Source organism: Arthrobacter sp. AQ5-05 (genome assembly GCF_003287975.1).
Classification (GTDB): domain Bacteria; phylum Actinomycetota; class Actinomycetes; order Actinomycetales; family Micrococcaceae; genus Paeniglutamicibacter.
Map to the genome: position 1 here is coordinate 18,728 of NZ_QMKQ01000004.1, position 14,936 is coordinate 33,663.

General features: G+C 66.9%; 14 protein-coding genes. 7 read left to right on the forward strand and 7 right to left on the reverse strand.

Features of this window, described 5'->3' with window-relative positions; all coding sequences use genetic code 11:
- The first annotated feature begins 92 nt into the window (after positions 1–92).
- The 7 genes from hemQ (at position 93) to DQ353_RS05890 (ending at position 8,134) form a co-directional block, all read left to right on the forward strand.
- Positions 93–806: a hydrogen peroxide-dependent heme synthase gene (gene hemQ / locus DQ353_RS05860; RefSeq protein ID WP_502696378.1), complete on the forward strand. Its 714-nt coding sequence runs from the start codon at positions 93–95 to the stop codon at positions 804–806.
- Positions 803–2,008, forward strand: coding sequence for a ferrochelatase (locus DQ353_RS05865; protein WP_113761858.1), 1,206 nt, complete (start codon positions 803–805; stop codon positions 2,006–2,008). Before hemQ ends, DQ353_RS05865 begins: the two co-directional genes overlap by 4 nt.
- Positions 2,005–2,979, forward strand: coding sequence for a hydroxymethylbilane synthase (gene hemC / locus DQ353_RS05870; protein ID WP_113761859.1), 975 nt, complete (start codon positions 2,005–2,007; stop codon positions 2,977–2,979). The genes DQ353_RS05865 and hemC overlap by 4 nt, the downstream gene beginning before the upstream one ends.
- Positions 2,980–2,984: 5 nt before the next feature.
- Positions 2,985–3,890: a uroporphyrinogen-III synthase gene (locus tag DQ353_RS05875; RefSeq protein ID WP_113761860.1), complete on the forward strand. Its 906-nt coding sequence runs from the start codon at positions 2,985–2,987 to the stop codon at positions 3,888–3,890.
- A 40-nt stretch (positions 3,891–3,930) separates the two neighbouring features.
- Positions 3,931–4,914, forward strand: a complete 984-nt coding sequence (hemB, locus tag DQ353_RS05880; protein ID WP_113761861.1) for a porphobilinogen synthase — start codon at positions 3,931–3,933, stop codon at positions 4,912–4,914.
- On the forward strand, positions 4,914–6,227 hold the full coding sequence (gene hemL, locus DQ353_RS05885; protein WP_113761862.1) for a glutamate-1-semialdehyde 2,1-aminomutase: 1,314 nt from the start codon (positions 4,914–4,916) through the stop codon (positions 6,225–6,227). Before hemB ends, hemL begins: the two co-directional genes overlap by 1 nt.
- Before the next feature lie 380 nt (positions 6,228–6,607).
- Positions 6,608–8,134, forward strand: coding sequence for an amino acid permease (locus DQ353_RS05890; protein ID WP_113761863.1), 1,527 nt, complete (start codon positions 6,608–6,610; stop codon positions 8,132–8,134).
- A gap of 200 nt (positions 8,135–8,334) precedes the next feature.
- On the opposite strand, the gene DQ353_RS05895 is transcribed toward DQ353_RS05890, so the two are convergent.
- From DQ353_RS05895 to DQ353_RS05920, 7 genes are all read right to left on the reverse strand, one after another.
- Positions 8,335–8,757: a GNAT family N-acetyltransferase gene (locus DQ353_RS05895; protein WP_113761864.1), complete on the reverse strand. Its 423-nt coding sequence runs from the start codon at positions 8,755–8,757 to the stop codon at positions 8,335–8,337.
- 105 nt (positions 8,758–8,862) lie between these two features.
- Positions 8,863–10,761, reverse strand: a complete 1,899-nt coding sequence (locus DQ353_RS05900; RefSeq protein ID WP_286166636.1) for an HNH endonuclease signature motif containing protein — start codon at positions 10,759–10,761, stop codon at positions 8,863–8,865.
- 197 nt (positions 10,762–10,958) lie between these two features.
- The gene (locus DQ353_RS22165; protein ID WP_286166637.1) at positions 10,959–11,420 is read right to left on the reverse strand and encodes a MetQ/NlpA family ABC transporter substrate-binding protein; all 462 of its coding nucleotides are present in this window, start codon (positions 11,418–11,420) and stop codon (positions 10,959–10,961) included.
- Positions 11,421–11,613: 193 nt separating this feature from the next.
- Positions 11,614–11,850 carry a hypothetical protein gene (locus tag DQ353_RS22170; protein ID WP_286166638.1) on the reverse strand — a complete coding sequence of 79 codons (237 nt, stop codon included), beginning with the start codon at positions 11,848–11,850 and terminating at the stop codon, positions 11,614–11,616.
- Positions 11,851–12,111: 261 nt separating this feature from the next.
- A complete protein-coding gene (locus DQ353_RS05910) occupies positions 12,112–12,963 on the reverse strand; it encodes a MetQ/NlpA family ABC transporter substrate-binding protein (protein ID WP_113761865.1) in 852 nt (283 codons plus the stop codon).
- Positions 12,964–13,095: 132 nt separating this feature from the next.
- A complete protein-coding gene (locus tag DQ353_RS05915) occupies positions 13,096–13,776 on the reverse strand; it encodes a methionine ABC transporter permease (RefSeq protein ID WP_113761866.1) in 681 nt (226 codons plus the stop codon).
- Positions 13,777–13,779: 3 nt separating this feature from the next.
- Positions 13,780–14,772, reverse strand: a complete 993-nt coding sequence (locus DQ353_RS05920; RefSeq protein ID WP_113761867.1) for a methionine ABC transporter ATP-binding protein — start codon at positions 14,770–14,772, stop codon at positions 13,780–13,782.
- Positions 14,773–14,936 lie beyond the last annotated feature (164 nt).

The following is a 14,936-nucleotide window of genomic DNA, read 5'->3' on the forward strand; positions in this document are numbered from 1 at the left end:
GGACGGGTGAAGCACCCCAGACTTTCACAACACGTACGAGAACCACTTCGCCGGCAGGCGAAGTACCGCAAAGAAAGCAGGAGAACCAACCCATGAGTGCAGTGGAATCCAATTCACCCGTCATCCGCGACCGCGAAGCGGCGGGTGCCGACGCGACCATGTACTACACCCTGTGGACCGTCTTCAAGCGCGACTCGGACCTGGACCGGTCCGAGGGCGTCGAGGCGTTCGACGCGCTTGTGGCCGAGCTGGCCGCCGAGGGCGTGACCCTGCGCGGCACCTACGACGTTTCGGCAATGCGCGAGGACGCCGACGTGATGACCTGGGTGCACGGCCCGACCCCCGAGGCGCTGCAGGCCGCGGTGCGCAAGATCCGCCGCTCCTACCTCTTCGCCGAGACCACCATCGTCTACTCGACCATGGCCGTGCACCGCGAGGCGGAGTTCTCCAAGGACCACTCGCCGGCCTTCGCCCGCGGCGTGGCCCCCGAGGCCTGGATGACCGTCTACCCGTTCGTGCGCTCCACCGACTGGTACCTGCTTGACCCGAAGGAGCGCGGCAAGATGCTGCGCGACCACGGCATCCTGGGCCGCGACTTCCCCGGCGTGCTGGCCAACACCGTGGCGGCCTTCGCCTTTTCCGACTTCGAATGGCAGATCTGCCTCGAGGCCCCGGACATGATCGACCTGGTCGACATGATGCGCCACCTGCGCTACACCGAGGCCCGCAACCACGTGCGCGAGGAAACCCCGTTCTACACCGGCCGCCGCATCTCCACCGCCGAGGTCGCCGAGGTCCTGCGATGAGCCAGGGCTTCGATCCCCGCACCGGGTACGACGACAACGGGGTGATGGCCCCCAAGGCGTACGACGCGATCCTGCTGGCCTCCTTCGGCGGACCGGAGGGGCAGGAGGACGTGATCCCGTTCCTGCGCAACGTCACCGCCGGCCGCGGCATCCCCGACGAGCGCCTCGAGGAGGTGGCCACCCACTACCGCGCCAACGGCGGGGTGTCCCCGATCAACGCGCAGAACCGGGCGCTGAAGGCGGCCCTCGAGGCCGAGCTCGCCGCCCGGGACATCGAGGTGCCGGTCTACTGGGGCAACCGCAACTGGGCGCCCTATGTCGCCGAGACCATTGAGCAGATCCACGCCGCGGGCCACCGCCGGGTGCTGATGCTGTCCACCAGCGCGTACTCCGGCTACTCCTCCTGCCGCCAATACCGCGAGGACCTGGGCGTCGCCCTGCGCGAGACCGGCCTGGAGGGAAAGCTCGAGGTCGACAAGGTGCGCCAGTACTTCGACACCCCCGGATTCGTCACCCCGTTCATGGGCGGGCTGCGCGATTCGCTGGCCGAGGTCCGGGAGCAGCTGGCCGCGGCCGGGAACCCCGGCGGGGAGATCAAGATCGTCTTCGTGACGCACTCGATCCCGTCGTCCGACGCGCAGGCCGCCGGCCCGCGCGACCTGGTCGCGGAGCTGGACACCGACCTGTACTCGGCCCAGCACCTCGCGGTGGCCGACGCGATCCTGGCCGGGGTGCCCGAGGCCGCCGGCCTTCAGCACTCCCTGGTCTTCCAGTCCCGCTCCGGGGCCCCGCACGTGCCGTGGCTGGAACCGGACATCAACGACGCGCTCACCGAGTACAAAGCCGCCGGCACCGCCGGGGTCGTGGTGATGCCCATCGGCTTCGTCTCGGACCACATGGAGGTCCTCTGGGACCTGGACACCGAGGCGAAGGAAACCTGCGCCGAACTCGGCCTGGCCTTCCACCGCGCCCCGACCCCCGGCACCCACGCCGAGTTCGTTTCCGGCATGGTCGACCTGGTCTCCGAGCGTCTGGCCGGACCCGACGGTGCCGCGCTGAAGCCGGGCCGCGCCTCGGTCGCCGAACTCGGCCCGTGGTTCGACGTCTGCCGCCCCAACTGCTGCGCCAAGGTGATGCGCGACGGCACCGTCAAGCCCACCATCGCCGCCGTCGACTCGGAGGTCGGGGTGCCGGCACCATGAGCGTCTCGCGCTTCACCATCGGCACCCGCGGTTCCGCGCTGGCCACGACCCAGACCGGGCACGTGGCCGTGGAGCTGAACCGGCTGGCCGGCGTCGACTACGACACCGTGCTGGTCAAGACCGAGGGCGATGTGACCACCGGTCCGCTCTCGCAGCTCGGCGGCACCGGCGTGTTCGCCGCAGCCCTGCGCCAGGCGCTGTACGACGGTACCTGCGATTTGGCCGTGCACTCCCTGAAGGACCTGCCCACCACGCAGCCGGCGGGCCTGGTCATCGCCGCGACCCCGAAGCGCGCGGATGTGCGCGACGCGCTGTGCGCCCGCGACGGGCTGTTCCTGGCCGAGCTGCCCGAGGGCGCCACCGTGGGCACCGGTTCCCCTCGGCGCGCCGCGCAGCTGCTGGCCTTCCGGCCCGACCTGAAGATCGTGGACATCCGCGGCAACGTCGGCACCCGGCTGGGCCGGGTCATCGGCTCGCCGGTGCAAAAGGACGACGGGGGAGTGGGGCGCACCGCGCAGGGCGACCTGGACGCGGTGGTCCTGGCCGCCGCCGGCCTGGAGCGTCTGGGCCTGGATGCGCACATCACCGAGTACCTGGACCCGGACATCATGCTCCCGGCACCCGGGCAGGGCTCGCTGGCCGTCGAGGTCCGGACCGGCGGCAGCGGCCACGCGGCTGTCGATGCCGCGCTGGAAACCATGGACGACGGCGACACGCGCCTGGCCATCACCGCCGAACGCGCGCTGCTGGCTCGCCTCGAGGCCGGCTGCGCCGCGCCCATCGGTGCCCTGGCCACCGTCCGCGGGGACGAATTGGTGCTCGACTCGGTGGCCTGCAAGGTCGACGGGTCCGACACCATGCGCCGTTCGGCGCGGACCTCGACGCTGACGGTCGACGGCGCCTACGCCCTGGGCGTCGCGTTGGCCGGGCAATTGCTGCGCGAGGGCGCGGCCGAGCTGGCGGGACTGTAGGAACCATGCCGAATCCCGGGGTGTTGGCGGGGCGCACCGCCCTGCTGCTGCGCAGCGCCGACCGTGCCGCGGCGACCGTGAAGGTCCTCGCGGCACGCGGCGCACGCACCGCCGTGTGCCGGCTCATCGACTTCGAGCTGCCCGCCGACACCGCGGAACTCGATGCGCACCTGCGGCGGATGCTTTCCGGGCACTACGACTGGTGCGTGTTCACGTCCGTCAACACGCTCAGCGCGCTGGGCTCCCGGGCCGCGGCGTTGGGCGTGGAATTGCGCATCCCCTCCGGCACCCGGGTCGCGGTGGTCGGCGAGGCCACCGCGCAGGCCGTGCGGGCCCTCGGCGCGCACATCGACTTCATGCCCGCCACCGACCACTCGGCCCGCGGCATGCTCGCCGACTGGCAGGATCTGCGCACCTCGGCCGCCCGGGTGTTCGCCCCGCAGGCGGACATCGCCTCGGCCACGCTGCGCGACGGATTCGCGGCGCACGGCTGGGAGGCGGACATCGTCATCGCCTACAACACCGTGGCCGCCCCTGCGGATCCGGCACGTGCGCTGCATGCTCCGGGGACCGGGCATACGCCCGCGCTGCCCGAGGGCGGCTACCTGCTGGAGGTTTCACAACTTCCCGCCGCGCTGGCCGGGATCGATGCGGTCATGTTCTCCTCGCCGAGCATCGTCGACAAGTTCCTGGCGCTGCTCCCGGACCCCGCTGCGCACCCGACCGGGGGCCAAGCGCTGATCGCCATCGGGGACAGCACCGCCGCCCGGCTGCGCGAACACGGGATGGAACCGGCGGGCATTGCTGCCCTGCCCACCCCCGAGGGGCTTGCCGACGCGTGGGAAGCCGCCGTTGCAACCTCCCGCCACCCGGCTTCCACGCTTGCAGCCTCCACCGATCCAGCCACCTAAGACTTGGCTACCACCACACCAGCTTCACAAGGAGCGAAGAATGTCATTCCCCGCCCGCAGGCCCCGCCGCCTGCGCACCACCCCCGCCATGCGCCGGCTCACCGCCGAGCTGGTCCTGGCCCCGCAACAACTGATCCTGCCCGCGTTCGTCCGCGAGGGGCTCACCGAACCCAACCCGATCACCTCGATGCCCGGGGTCGTGCAGCACACCATGGACAGCCTCAAGGCAGCAGCCTCCGAGGCCGTCGAGCTGGGACTGGGCGGCATCATGCTCTTCGGCATCCCGGAAACCCGCGACGCCACCGGTAGCGCCGGCCTTGACCCGGCCGGCATCCTGAACCTGGGCATCGAGGCGGTGCGCGCGGAGGTCGGCGACGAGCTGGTCATCATGTCCGATGTCTGCCTGGATGAATTCACCGACCACGGCCACTGCGGCGTGCTCGATGCGCGGGGCAACGTGGACAACGACGCGACCCTGGAGATCTATGGCCAGCTGGCAGTGGCCCAGGCCAATGCCGGTGCGCACATCGTCGCACCCTCGGGCATGATGGACGGCCAGGTCGGGATCATCCGCCAGGCCCTGGATCAGGCCGGCCACCAGGACGTTTCCATCCTTGCCTACGCCGCCAAGTATGCCTCGGCGTTCTACGGCCCGTTCCGCGAAGCGGTGGATTCCCAGCTGACCGGGGACCGCCGCACCTACCAGATGGATGCGGCCAACCGCCGCGAGGCCATGATCGAGGTCGAGCTCGACCTGGCCGAGGGCGCCGACATGGTCATGGTCAAGCCCGCCATGAGCTACCTCGACGTGCTGGCCGACGTTGCCGCGATGTCCCCGGTGCCGGTCTCCGCCTACCAGATCTCCGGCGAGTACGCGATGATCGAGGCCGCCGCAGCCAACGGCTGGATCGACCGCCGCGCCGCGATCCTCGAATCCGTGCTGGGCATCCGCCGCGCCGGCGCCGACACCGTGTTGACCTACTGGGCCAGTGAAATCGCCCAGTGGCTGAAAGAAGGAAAATGATGACCAGCTCAGCTGAACTCTTTGCCACCGCCCGGAAGCTCATGCCCGGCGGGGTGAACTCCCCGGTGCGCGCCTTCGGCTCGGTCGGCGGGGTGCCCCCGTTCATGGTCGGTGCCAAGGGTGCCTATTTGGCCGACGCCGACGGGAACTCGTACGTCGACCTGGTCTGCTCGTGGGGTCCGGCGTTGCTGGGCCACGCGCACCCGGCCATCCAGGATGCCGTGCACGCGGCGGTTGACCGCGGCCTGTCCTTCGGCGCCTCGACGCCCGACGAGGGCAAGCTGGCCCGCCTGGTGATGGACCGCTTCGGCGGCGTGGAGCGCATGCGCATGGTCTCCACCGGCACCGAGGCCACCATGACCGCGGTGCGCCTGGCCCGCGGCTACACCGGACGCGACCTGATCGTGAAGTTCGCCGGCTGCTACCACGGCCACCTCGACGGTTTGTTGGCCGCCGCCGGCTCCGGCCTGGCCACCCTGGCGCTGCCCGGCTCCGCCGGCGTCACCGCGGCCACCGCAGCCGAGACCCTGGTGCTGCCGTACAACGACCGCGAGGCCATCACCGCGGCATTCGCCGAGCACGGCGCCAACATCGCCGCGGTCATCACCGAATCGGCACCGTGCAACATGGGCGTCGTGACCCCGGAAGAGGGCTTCAACAAGTTCCTGGCGCAGACCACCACCGCCAACGGCGCGCTGCTGATCCTGGACGAGGTGCTCACCGGGTTCCGCGCCTCGGACGCAGGGTACTGGGGCTTGACCGGCCGCACCGAGGGCTGGACCCCGGACCTCTACACCTTCGGCAAGGTCATCGGCGGCGGCCTGCCCGCCGCGGCCCTGGGTGGACGCGCCGAGGTCATGGACCACCTGGCGCCGCTGGGCCCGGTCTACCAGGCCGGCACGCTCTCGGGCAACCCGGTTGCCATGGCAGCGGGCATCGCCCAGCTGACCCATGCAACCCCCGAGGTCTACGCGCACATCGACGCGAAGTCCCTCGAGCTGCAGGGCGCACTTGCCGGGGCGCTCGCCGTCGCGGGCGTCGACCATTCGATCCAGCGGGCGGGGAACCTGTTCTCGGTCGCCTTCGGCACCTCGGAGCACGGCGTGCACAACTACGCGCAGGCCCAAGCGCAGGAAGCCTACCGCTACGCGCCGTTCTTCCACTCGATGCTCGAGTCGGGCGTCTACCTGCCGCCGAGCGTCTTCGAGGCTTGGTTCCTCTCCTCGGCCCACGACGACGATGCGATGAACAAGATCTTCGACGCGCTCCCGGCCGCGGCTCGCGCAGCGGCTTCGGCTGTTCCCGTCGTCTAGCCCCACAGGGTTGTGGGTACCCCCGGAAGCTGCCGCGTCAATCGCTTGATGCAGCAGTTTTCGGGGGTATTTTCATGTGTCTGGGTGGCTCGCGCCGCCTCGAAGATGAAATTCGGTGAGGTCTAGACCACTTTTCCGTCCGGTGCATCTGTCTGTCCGAGACCCGTGGGGGAAAGCGGCGCCGACGCGTTTGGGCAACGCGGGAGACGATAAAAGGCCACGTCAGATATTGATTGGTCGGCAAGTTCGGGTGTGGGGGCAGGTGCAAGGATTCCCGGCGCCGGGACGCATCCGGGGGTAAACGGTTCACCAGGGCGCATGGGCAACGCGGCTAGGCTTGTCCGGTTAGTTTTCGCGTTTCATTGCCGCCGAGGAAATCAGTGAGCCTTTTTCGTACCAAACCCGTGGAGAGTTTCCTGGCCGACGCCGCGGAACCCGGCCGCCAGCTCAAGCGGACCCTGAACACCTGGGATCTGATGATCATGGGCGTTGCCGTATCGGTGGGTGCCGGAATCTTCTCCGTGGGCGCGCGGGCAGCAGCAGACTTCTCCGGCCCCGCAGTCACGCTGTCATTCGTGATCGCCGCGCTTACCTGCGCCATGGCCATCATGTGCTACGCGGAATTCGCGACGGCGATCCCCGTCGCAGGCTCGGCGTATGTGTTTTCCTACGCCACCATGGGCGAGTTCATTGCGTGGATCATCGGTTGGAACCTGATCCTCGAACTCTTCACCGCGGCAGCGGTGATCGCCAAGTATTGGGGTATCTACCTCACCGAAGTTTTCCAGCTCGTGGGAGTACACCTCTCACCCACCATTGACCTAGGCATCGTCACCATGAGCTGGGGACCATTGCTGATCGTTGCGCTGTTCACGCTGCTGCTCGTCATGGGCACCAAGCTGTCAGCCACGGTCGGGAGTGTGTTCACCATCATCAAGATCGCCGTCGTGCTCTTTGTCATCGTCGCCGGCCTGTTCTACATCAAGGCGGAGAACTTCTCTCCGTTCATCCCTGAAGCGGTTCCGGCCACGGGGGACGGCACCGCCGAGGTGCTCAAGCAGTCGCTGTTCGCGTTTGCCACCGGCGCCGCACCGGCCCAGTACGGCATGATGGGCGTGCTTGCCGGCGCCGCACTGGTCTTCTTTGCGTTCGTCGGCTTCGACGTCGTGGCCACCAGCGCCGAAGAGGTCAAGAACCCGAACAAGACGCTGCCCCGCGGCATCTTCGCCGGCCTTGCCCTGACCACGTTGCTCTACGTCGGTGTTTCGTTCGCGCTGACCGGCATGGTCTCCTACAAGGACCTGGCAGCTGTGGAAACCCCGACACTGGCCACCGCGTTCTCGCTGGTGGGCAACGAAGGGGCAGCCTCGGTCATTGCCGTCGGCTCACTCATCGGCCTGACCACGGTGGTCATGGTGCTGCTCATGGGGCTCTCACGAGTCGTGCTTGCCATCAGCCGCGACGGGCTGCTGCCGCACGCGCTGTCCAAGACCAGCGCCAAGCGCGGCACCCCGGTGCGCATCACCATCATCTGCGGATCGCTGGTCGCCCTGGTGGCCGGCTTCACCCGCGTGGATGTGCTCGAGGAAATGATCAACATCGGAACGCTGTCGGCCTTCGTGATGGTCAGCCTGGGCATCATCGTGCTGCGCCGCAAGCGCCCGGACCTCAAGCCCGCCTTCCGGGTCCCGTTCGGTCCGGTCATCCCGATTGTCTCCGCCCTGCTGTGCACCTACCTGATGCTCAACCTCGCCGTCGAGACGTGGATCTACTTCGTGGTGTGGCTGGTTCTCGGCGTGCTGATCTACTTCGGCTACGGACGCAGCCACTCTCGCCTGAACCAGAAGTACACGGATCAGATGGCGGCGATGGCCAAGATCGCAGAGCCGGAGCTTGCCAACAAGTAGTCCTTCATCGTTGATGTGCGTGGCAGGACGTCTTGGTAGCCAGTTGCCAGGGTCAACACGCGGCAAGCGCCCGTGCCAAGAGGTCTCTGTGGTTCGGCGGCAGGCATCGGCGCTTTTGCGTATCCGCGGGCAGCCCGTGCGGTTGGGCACCGGGACCCAAATCGGTTGGGGCACCGGCATTCAACGTGGTCGAGATAGATTTAGTCGAATTTGACGAAGGCACGCATTTCACCGGAGGGGTACTCGCTGGCCTGTGTCATGCCGAGGGACTCGTAGAAGGCCTTCTGCCCGGGTTCGTTGTCGGTCAACAAGACCTTCTGCCGCACACCCGGGCACTGCGCGAAGACCAGCTCGGCAAGCCCTCGGCCAATCCCTGCCCGGTGGTGCTCCGGGTGGACGAGTATGTCCTGCAGGTAGCAGATCGAAGCGCCATCGGAAATGCTTCGGGCCAGACCGACCAGCTGGTTGCCGGAACGGGCAACAGCTACAGTGTGCGACCCCTGGATCGCGGCCAGCAGTGTCTCGGGGAAGTTCGTGTAGGCGCTCCAGCCGACCGCGTCGTACAGGCCGATCAGCTCGACGGTCTCGATCTGCTTCGTGAGTGAATACTCGATGTTCTCCATTCCCGTAGTTCTATCACGCGGCGCAGATGAGAGTGGGGAGGCGCCGGACGGGGGCCGCGAGTGGGACAGCGGACCAGGCTGACCCACGGGATGAATGGAGAAAAATCAGGCGGCTGCGGATTCCGGATGGAAAACCCAATTACGCCTGGGTAATCGCAGCGGATCCCGCGATGCAGGGAGCACCACGTGGGGGATTCGGTCGATCACGACGATGTCGAAATGGCCCGCGTGGTAGGCGGTGTGGCAGCGGATGCATAGGAGCAGCCCATTGGATACGTTGGTCTTCCCGCCCTCGGAAAACGACTTGATGTGGTGGACCTCGGTGCGGTGCACCGGCATCGAACAGCCCGGGTTCGCACAGCCGCGGTCGCGGGCGGCGATGGCCCGCTTCTGCGCCTTGGTGAAGTAGCGAACCTTCCTGCCCAGATCCAGTGGCTGGCTCTTGCCGCCCATGACCAGCGGCAGGATCCCTGCGTTGCAGGCCAGCCGGCGTGCGGTGGCTGCGGAAATGAGTTCGCCGTGCTGGGTGAAGCCGGGTTCGTCGGTGATCCCGGCAAGGGCCTCGTAGGTGATCGTCACAAGGATGTCGATGCGCGAGCACATCGGCATCCACACGTCCGCGGGCGTTTGCGGGTCAACCAGCCTGGTGACGGCGTCGAACACCAATTGGTGCAGCCGGCGCGCGCGCAACCTGGCGTTTGTTTCCTTGGCGGTTTCCCCGGGGCGCGGTGCTTCCTCGGGGGTGGTGGCAAGCGGTCGGCCAACGTCGTTGAAGCCGGCACGTGGGCGTTGGTCCACGGGCGTGTCCGGGTTTGCCGCCCATTCGGGGATGGGGGGGAAATCGTCGTCGAAGGGGGTGCCGAGCGTGCCGGGAATGCCGGATCCGGCGAATGGGACACCGGTGGTGGCCGTCTCGTCGTCGGTGGATGCATCCGCGACGTCTGCCGGGGAACCGGTGCAGTCGGCGTCGTCCGCGGGGCAAACTGTGCCATCGGCTTCGGCGGTATCGGGCGCGTGCTCCTTGGTGTTGCCGTCGCCGGGGTCCTCGCCATCGCCAAGAACGCCGGGGAACGGGAGCTGGCCGGAAGTGGTGCGGGGGTTGTTCAGGTCGTCGGCCAAGCTCATCAGCAGCTCATGGCCCACGGCATCGGTGGTCAACTCCCAGACATAGCCGGTGGGCAGTTTGCCCTTGAAGTCCAGGCCGAGGTTGCTCTCCATGTTGGCCTCGTCGCGGTCAAGAACACTGCGGTCAAGGTCCACGGATGCCTTCTTGATCAGCTTTTCCACGGTCTTCTGTCCGGCGGTGACCAAGGTGCCGGCGACCAGGCCCTCGAGCTTGGTGCGAACATCGACGGGATCCGGTTGGGCTTCGATGGAGGGCTCGAGTGCAGCGAGCTTGGCCGCGGCGCTGGCAATGGTGCGCGGGTCGGCCGCGCCCGACACCAGGATCCTGCCCAGCTGCGGGTACCGGGCCGGTGCCAGACGTCCGTCGGCGTCAAGGTGCGGCAGCAGCCTTTCGTGGGATTTCACGCGGTGCTCGGCCTGGAAGTAGTCGAGATTGAACTGGGACTCGAGGAACTCGGGGGTTCCCTTGTGCAGCGGCTTGCGGTCGGCGGCGCTGACGGCATCGACGGGAAGCTGCGCCTCGCCGCGGGCAAAGACCTCGGGGGCGGCCATCACGGCGTTGAGCCCGGCAAGCGCGCCGTCGGTCAACGTATTGACCTCGGTCCGCTCGCAAGAGCCCGCGGCGACGATTTGCGCGTGGCTGCCGGCGTGGGCGAAGCGCTCGGAAAGTCGTGCAAAGGCCGCGGCGCGGACCGGGGAGTCGCCGATCGAACGATCCACGGAATCAACGGTGCGGCGCAGCAGGAGTTCGAGGGCGGCGAGGGTCCGCAACGGGTCGATGGGCGCGCCGGCCTCCGGGGTTGGGCCGGTGGCCCCGGTTCCCAACGCTCCGTTGAGTGCGGTCAGCGCCGCATCAATGATGCCGGTGGTTGTGCTCATGTCTCCCATGATGCGCCCGGGGCAATGCGGGTGGGTGATGGCTGGCGGGAATGTGGAAAAGTGCCAGGTGAACTCGGCTGGGGGCGTGGTCGGCGGCGGGCATGGAGGAGAGGCAGCGCGTGGGCGGGCCGGTGTCGGGCAACAAGCAGGAGGCGCCAGGCCTGCGGTGGGTGGGAAGGTGGGATGCAGTATTGGGTTCACTGACCGGGCGGGATCGCCGCCTGGAGTGGAGGATCGAACCTCGAATGCGGGGATGACGCTTCCGTCGGTCCAGGTGTACCGATGTACTTGCGCACCTCGTCGCAGTGCGGCAACTCGTCGAGCTTGGCGATGACAGCGGTTTTCCCACCGGCACGCCATGCGATCAGGTTGGAGTCGGGGTTGTCCTTGGCCGGTTCCTGGACGAGGATCCCGTCCGTGTTCAACTTGGCCTGGACAATGTAGTTGCCGTTCACCACGGCAATACCCACCGTGGGGTCCATCTGATAGGACTTCGGCACCTGCTCCTGATTCACGTCCTCGAACTTCAGATGCTCCGGGTTCTTGGCCTCGTCGTCCTGGGTGGCCAGGGCGGGGTCGCCGTCGGCCAACCCCGAGAGCAGGCCGGCGGACTCAATCACGCGCTGGCCACGCAGCTGGTTTGCCGGATCGTTGCCCACGACAACGACGGATCCATCCTCGACCGATGCGGCGTCCCTGTACTTCTTGGAGACGCCGTCAACGGCTCCCGGTGGATGCCCGCGCCATGCTCGAACTTGTACCCTTGGCCTTGATCCGGGCCCTGGGGTACTCCGGGGTCGGGAAGTCGTTGGCGTCGATCGCGTCGTCGCTCAGGGCGATGTCCGGGGTCTGCTAGTCGTCGATTTCGGTGGTCTCCAGGTCGACGCCGGGATTCAGGGCCAGGTGTTCGTCGTCGAATTCCGGGATCATTGCGTGCATGATGGCGCTGGCGCCGACCGCGACGACGACCGGATTGGCCGGGTCCAGGGTGACCCGGGCGTTGGGTGCGGTGGCCGTGCCTCCGCGGCAGGCGGTCGGGGCGAACGGCGCGGCGGCGCCCGTAGGGGCAAATGCGGGTTTCTGGCGCATGGGCTGCGCTTCCTTGTCTTCAAAACCAACGAAGCGGTCATCGGGCAACAACTGCGGCTAGCGGCCATTGGCTGCGGCCGTGGCGGGATCTGCGGCCGGAAAACCAGAAGCCCGCCAATCGGTGCGGGCCCGCTCCGCCTTCCAGCGAAAACGCGGTGCGTGGCCCCACCGGGAAATCCGGGTTGGACCACGCACCGCGTCGGTGCTCCGCGCTAACGGAAAAATTGCCGGGCGAGCCGATGGCAGCCCGGCGGTGCTGGATTAGAAGGCGGGGATGACGCTTCCGTCGGTCCAGGTCTTCTTGATGTAGTCTCCAACTTCGGGGGAGTGAAGAAGCTCTTCGAGCTTGGCGATGGCCGGGGTCTTTTCGCCTTCACGCCAGGTGAGGAAGTTGGCGTTCGGGTTGTTGACGGCCGATTCCTGGGCCACGACCTCGTCCAGATCCAGCTTGGCCTGGGCGATGTAGTTGCCGTTGATGATGGACAGGCCGATGGTCGGATCCTCGGCGTAGAACTTCGGAACCTGCTCGGAGTTGACTTCCTTGAAGGTCAGCTTCTTCGGGTTCTTGGCATCGTCGCCCTCAAGGGTCAGTGCCGAGTCGCTGTCCTCGAGGCCCTTGAGCAAGCCAGCGGTCTCCAAGACGCGCAGGCCGCGCAGCTGGTTCACCGGGTCGTTGTTCAGCAGCACAACGGAACCCTCGGTGACGTCGGCGATGTCCTTGAACTTCTTGGAGAAGACGGTCAACGGCTCGACGTGGATGCCCGCGCCGTGCTCGAACTTGTAACCCTTGGACTTGACCTGGTCGGCGAGGTACGCCTCGGTCTGGAAGTAGTTGGCATCCAGGGTCTTGTCGGCCAGCGCGATGTTCGGCGTCTGGTAGTCGTCGATCTCGGTGATTTCCAGGTCGATGCCCGCATCCTTGGCCAGGTTCTCATCGATGTACTGGAGGATCTGGGCATGCGGGATCGGGCTGGAACCGACCTTCACGACGGTCGGGTTGGCCGGGTCGAGGGATGCTTCCGCGCTGGGGGTGGTGGCAGTGCCGCCTCCGCAAGCCGTCAGTGCGAACAGCGTGGCGACACCTGTCAGGGCAAGTGCGAGTTTCTTACGCATGTGATGCGCTTCCTTTTCATCAAGTTCCGGTGTCGGCGACAGCGGATAACAAACGCAGCTAGCGGCTACTGGCTGCGCGCCGGCGGGATGAACCGCCGGAATTCTTTGGTTCCGGGGCAGGGCCCGGGCGGTTTAGCGGTGGTCCACCAGGCGGGCCAGCCAATCGCCCAGGAGCTGGACCAGCTGGACCAGGAGAACCATGATCACGATGGTCACGATCATCACGGTGCCGTCATAGCGCTGGAAACCGTAGTTGTAGGCCAGACGGCCCAACCCGCCGCCGCCGACAAGTCCCGCCATCGCGGAGTAGCCGATGAGCGTGACGACGGTCGTGGTGGTTGCCGCGATGATGCCCGGCAGTGCTTCGGGGACCAGGACCTTGCGCGTGACCTGCATCTTCGTTGAGCCCATGACGAGGGCCGCATCGATCTTCCCGGTGGAGACGTCACGCAGCGCGGATTCCACCAAGCGCGCGAAGAACGGGATGGTGCCGATCGTCAGCGACACCGAGGCAGCGACCGGGCCCAGTGAGACGCCCACGAGCAGGGTGGCAAACGGGATCAGCGACAGCATCAGGATGGCGAAGGGGATGGAACGGGTGATGTTGGTGATGACGCCCGAAAGCACCAGGTTCAGCCAGGGGATCGGGGTCAACCCGCCCTTGGCGGTGTTGAGCAGGAGGACGCCCAGCGGCAGTCCAACCAGGACCGTGAAGAAGCCGGAGATCCCGGTCATTTGCAGGGTCTCGAGGAACGCCGGCCACATGGCCCTGGTGATGCCGGGGTTGGTGACTAGATCGTTGAAGAAGTCCATGGACTACTTGGCCTCCTTGGGCGTCACGGCAACACCGTTGGCGAGCAGGTGGTTGGTGATGGCGGTGATGTCCGAGCCCTCGGGAAGCTGGATGCGCAGGTGCGCGAACTGGTGTTCTCCCAGGTTCTCGACGGAACCCGCAAGCACGTTCACGTCCACATCGAAGGTGCGGGCGATCGACGAGATCACCGGCTCGGTGGCCTGGGAACCGGAGTAGAGCAGATCCAGCACGACGCCGGCGGGAAGATCCACCGGAAGCTTGCCGGGCATCGGCAGCAGGGCCTGGGAAAGGCGACCGGCCGGGTCGGCCACGACCGTGGCAATGGCACCGTGTTCGACGATGCGTCCGGCTTCGAGCAGCGACACCGAATCGCAGGCCTGCTTCACGACGTTCATTTCGTGGGTGATGATCAGCACCGTGAGGTTCAGCCGGTCACGCACGGACTTGATGAGTTCGAGGATCTCATCGGTGGTCTTGGGATCCAGCGCGCTGGTGGGTTCGTCGCACAGCAGCACATCGGGATCCGAAGACAGGGCGCGGGCAATGCCGACGCGCTGGCGCTGTCCTCCGGAAAGCTGGGCCGGGTACGCATCGGCGAACTGGGTCAGTCCGACCAATTCCAGCAGTGCGTTGACCTTTTCGGCGATCTTTGCCTTGGGGGTGCCGATGAGTTCCAACGGGAAGGCCACGTTCTGCGCGGTGGTGCGCGAGTCCATCAGGTTGGCGTGCTGGAAGACCATGCCGATGCGACGGCGTGCGGTACGCAGGTCGGAGTCGGAGACATTGGCCAGTTCCTGGTTGTTCACGGCCACGGACCCGGAGGTCGGGCGGTCAAGCAAGGTCAGGCAACGGACAAGTGTTGACTTGCCGGCGCCGGAGTGGCCGATGATGCCGTGGATTTGGCCGGCATCGACGTGCAAGGAGACGCCATCCAAGGCGACGACGGTGCGGTCGCCCTGCTGGTAGACCTTGCGCAGGTCAGTGACTGTGATCAAAAGGGGGATGTCCTTAGCAATCAAAAAGTAAAGGGGGTACCAGACATTGAATCACTGTCGAACGATTGCAGCGCAATCGTGGCCGTTTCTCGACTTTCTTCGCAACGGCTCTCGACGGCACCGGGTTTGGCTGCTGTTTCCTTGGGTGGCCGGAGGTTTTTTCG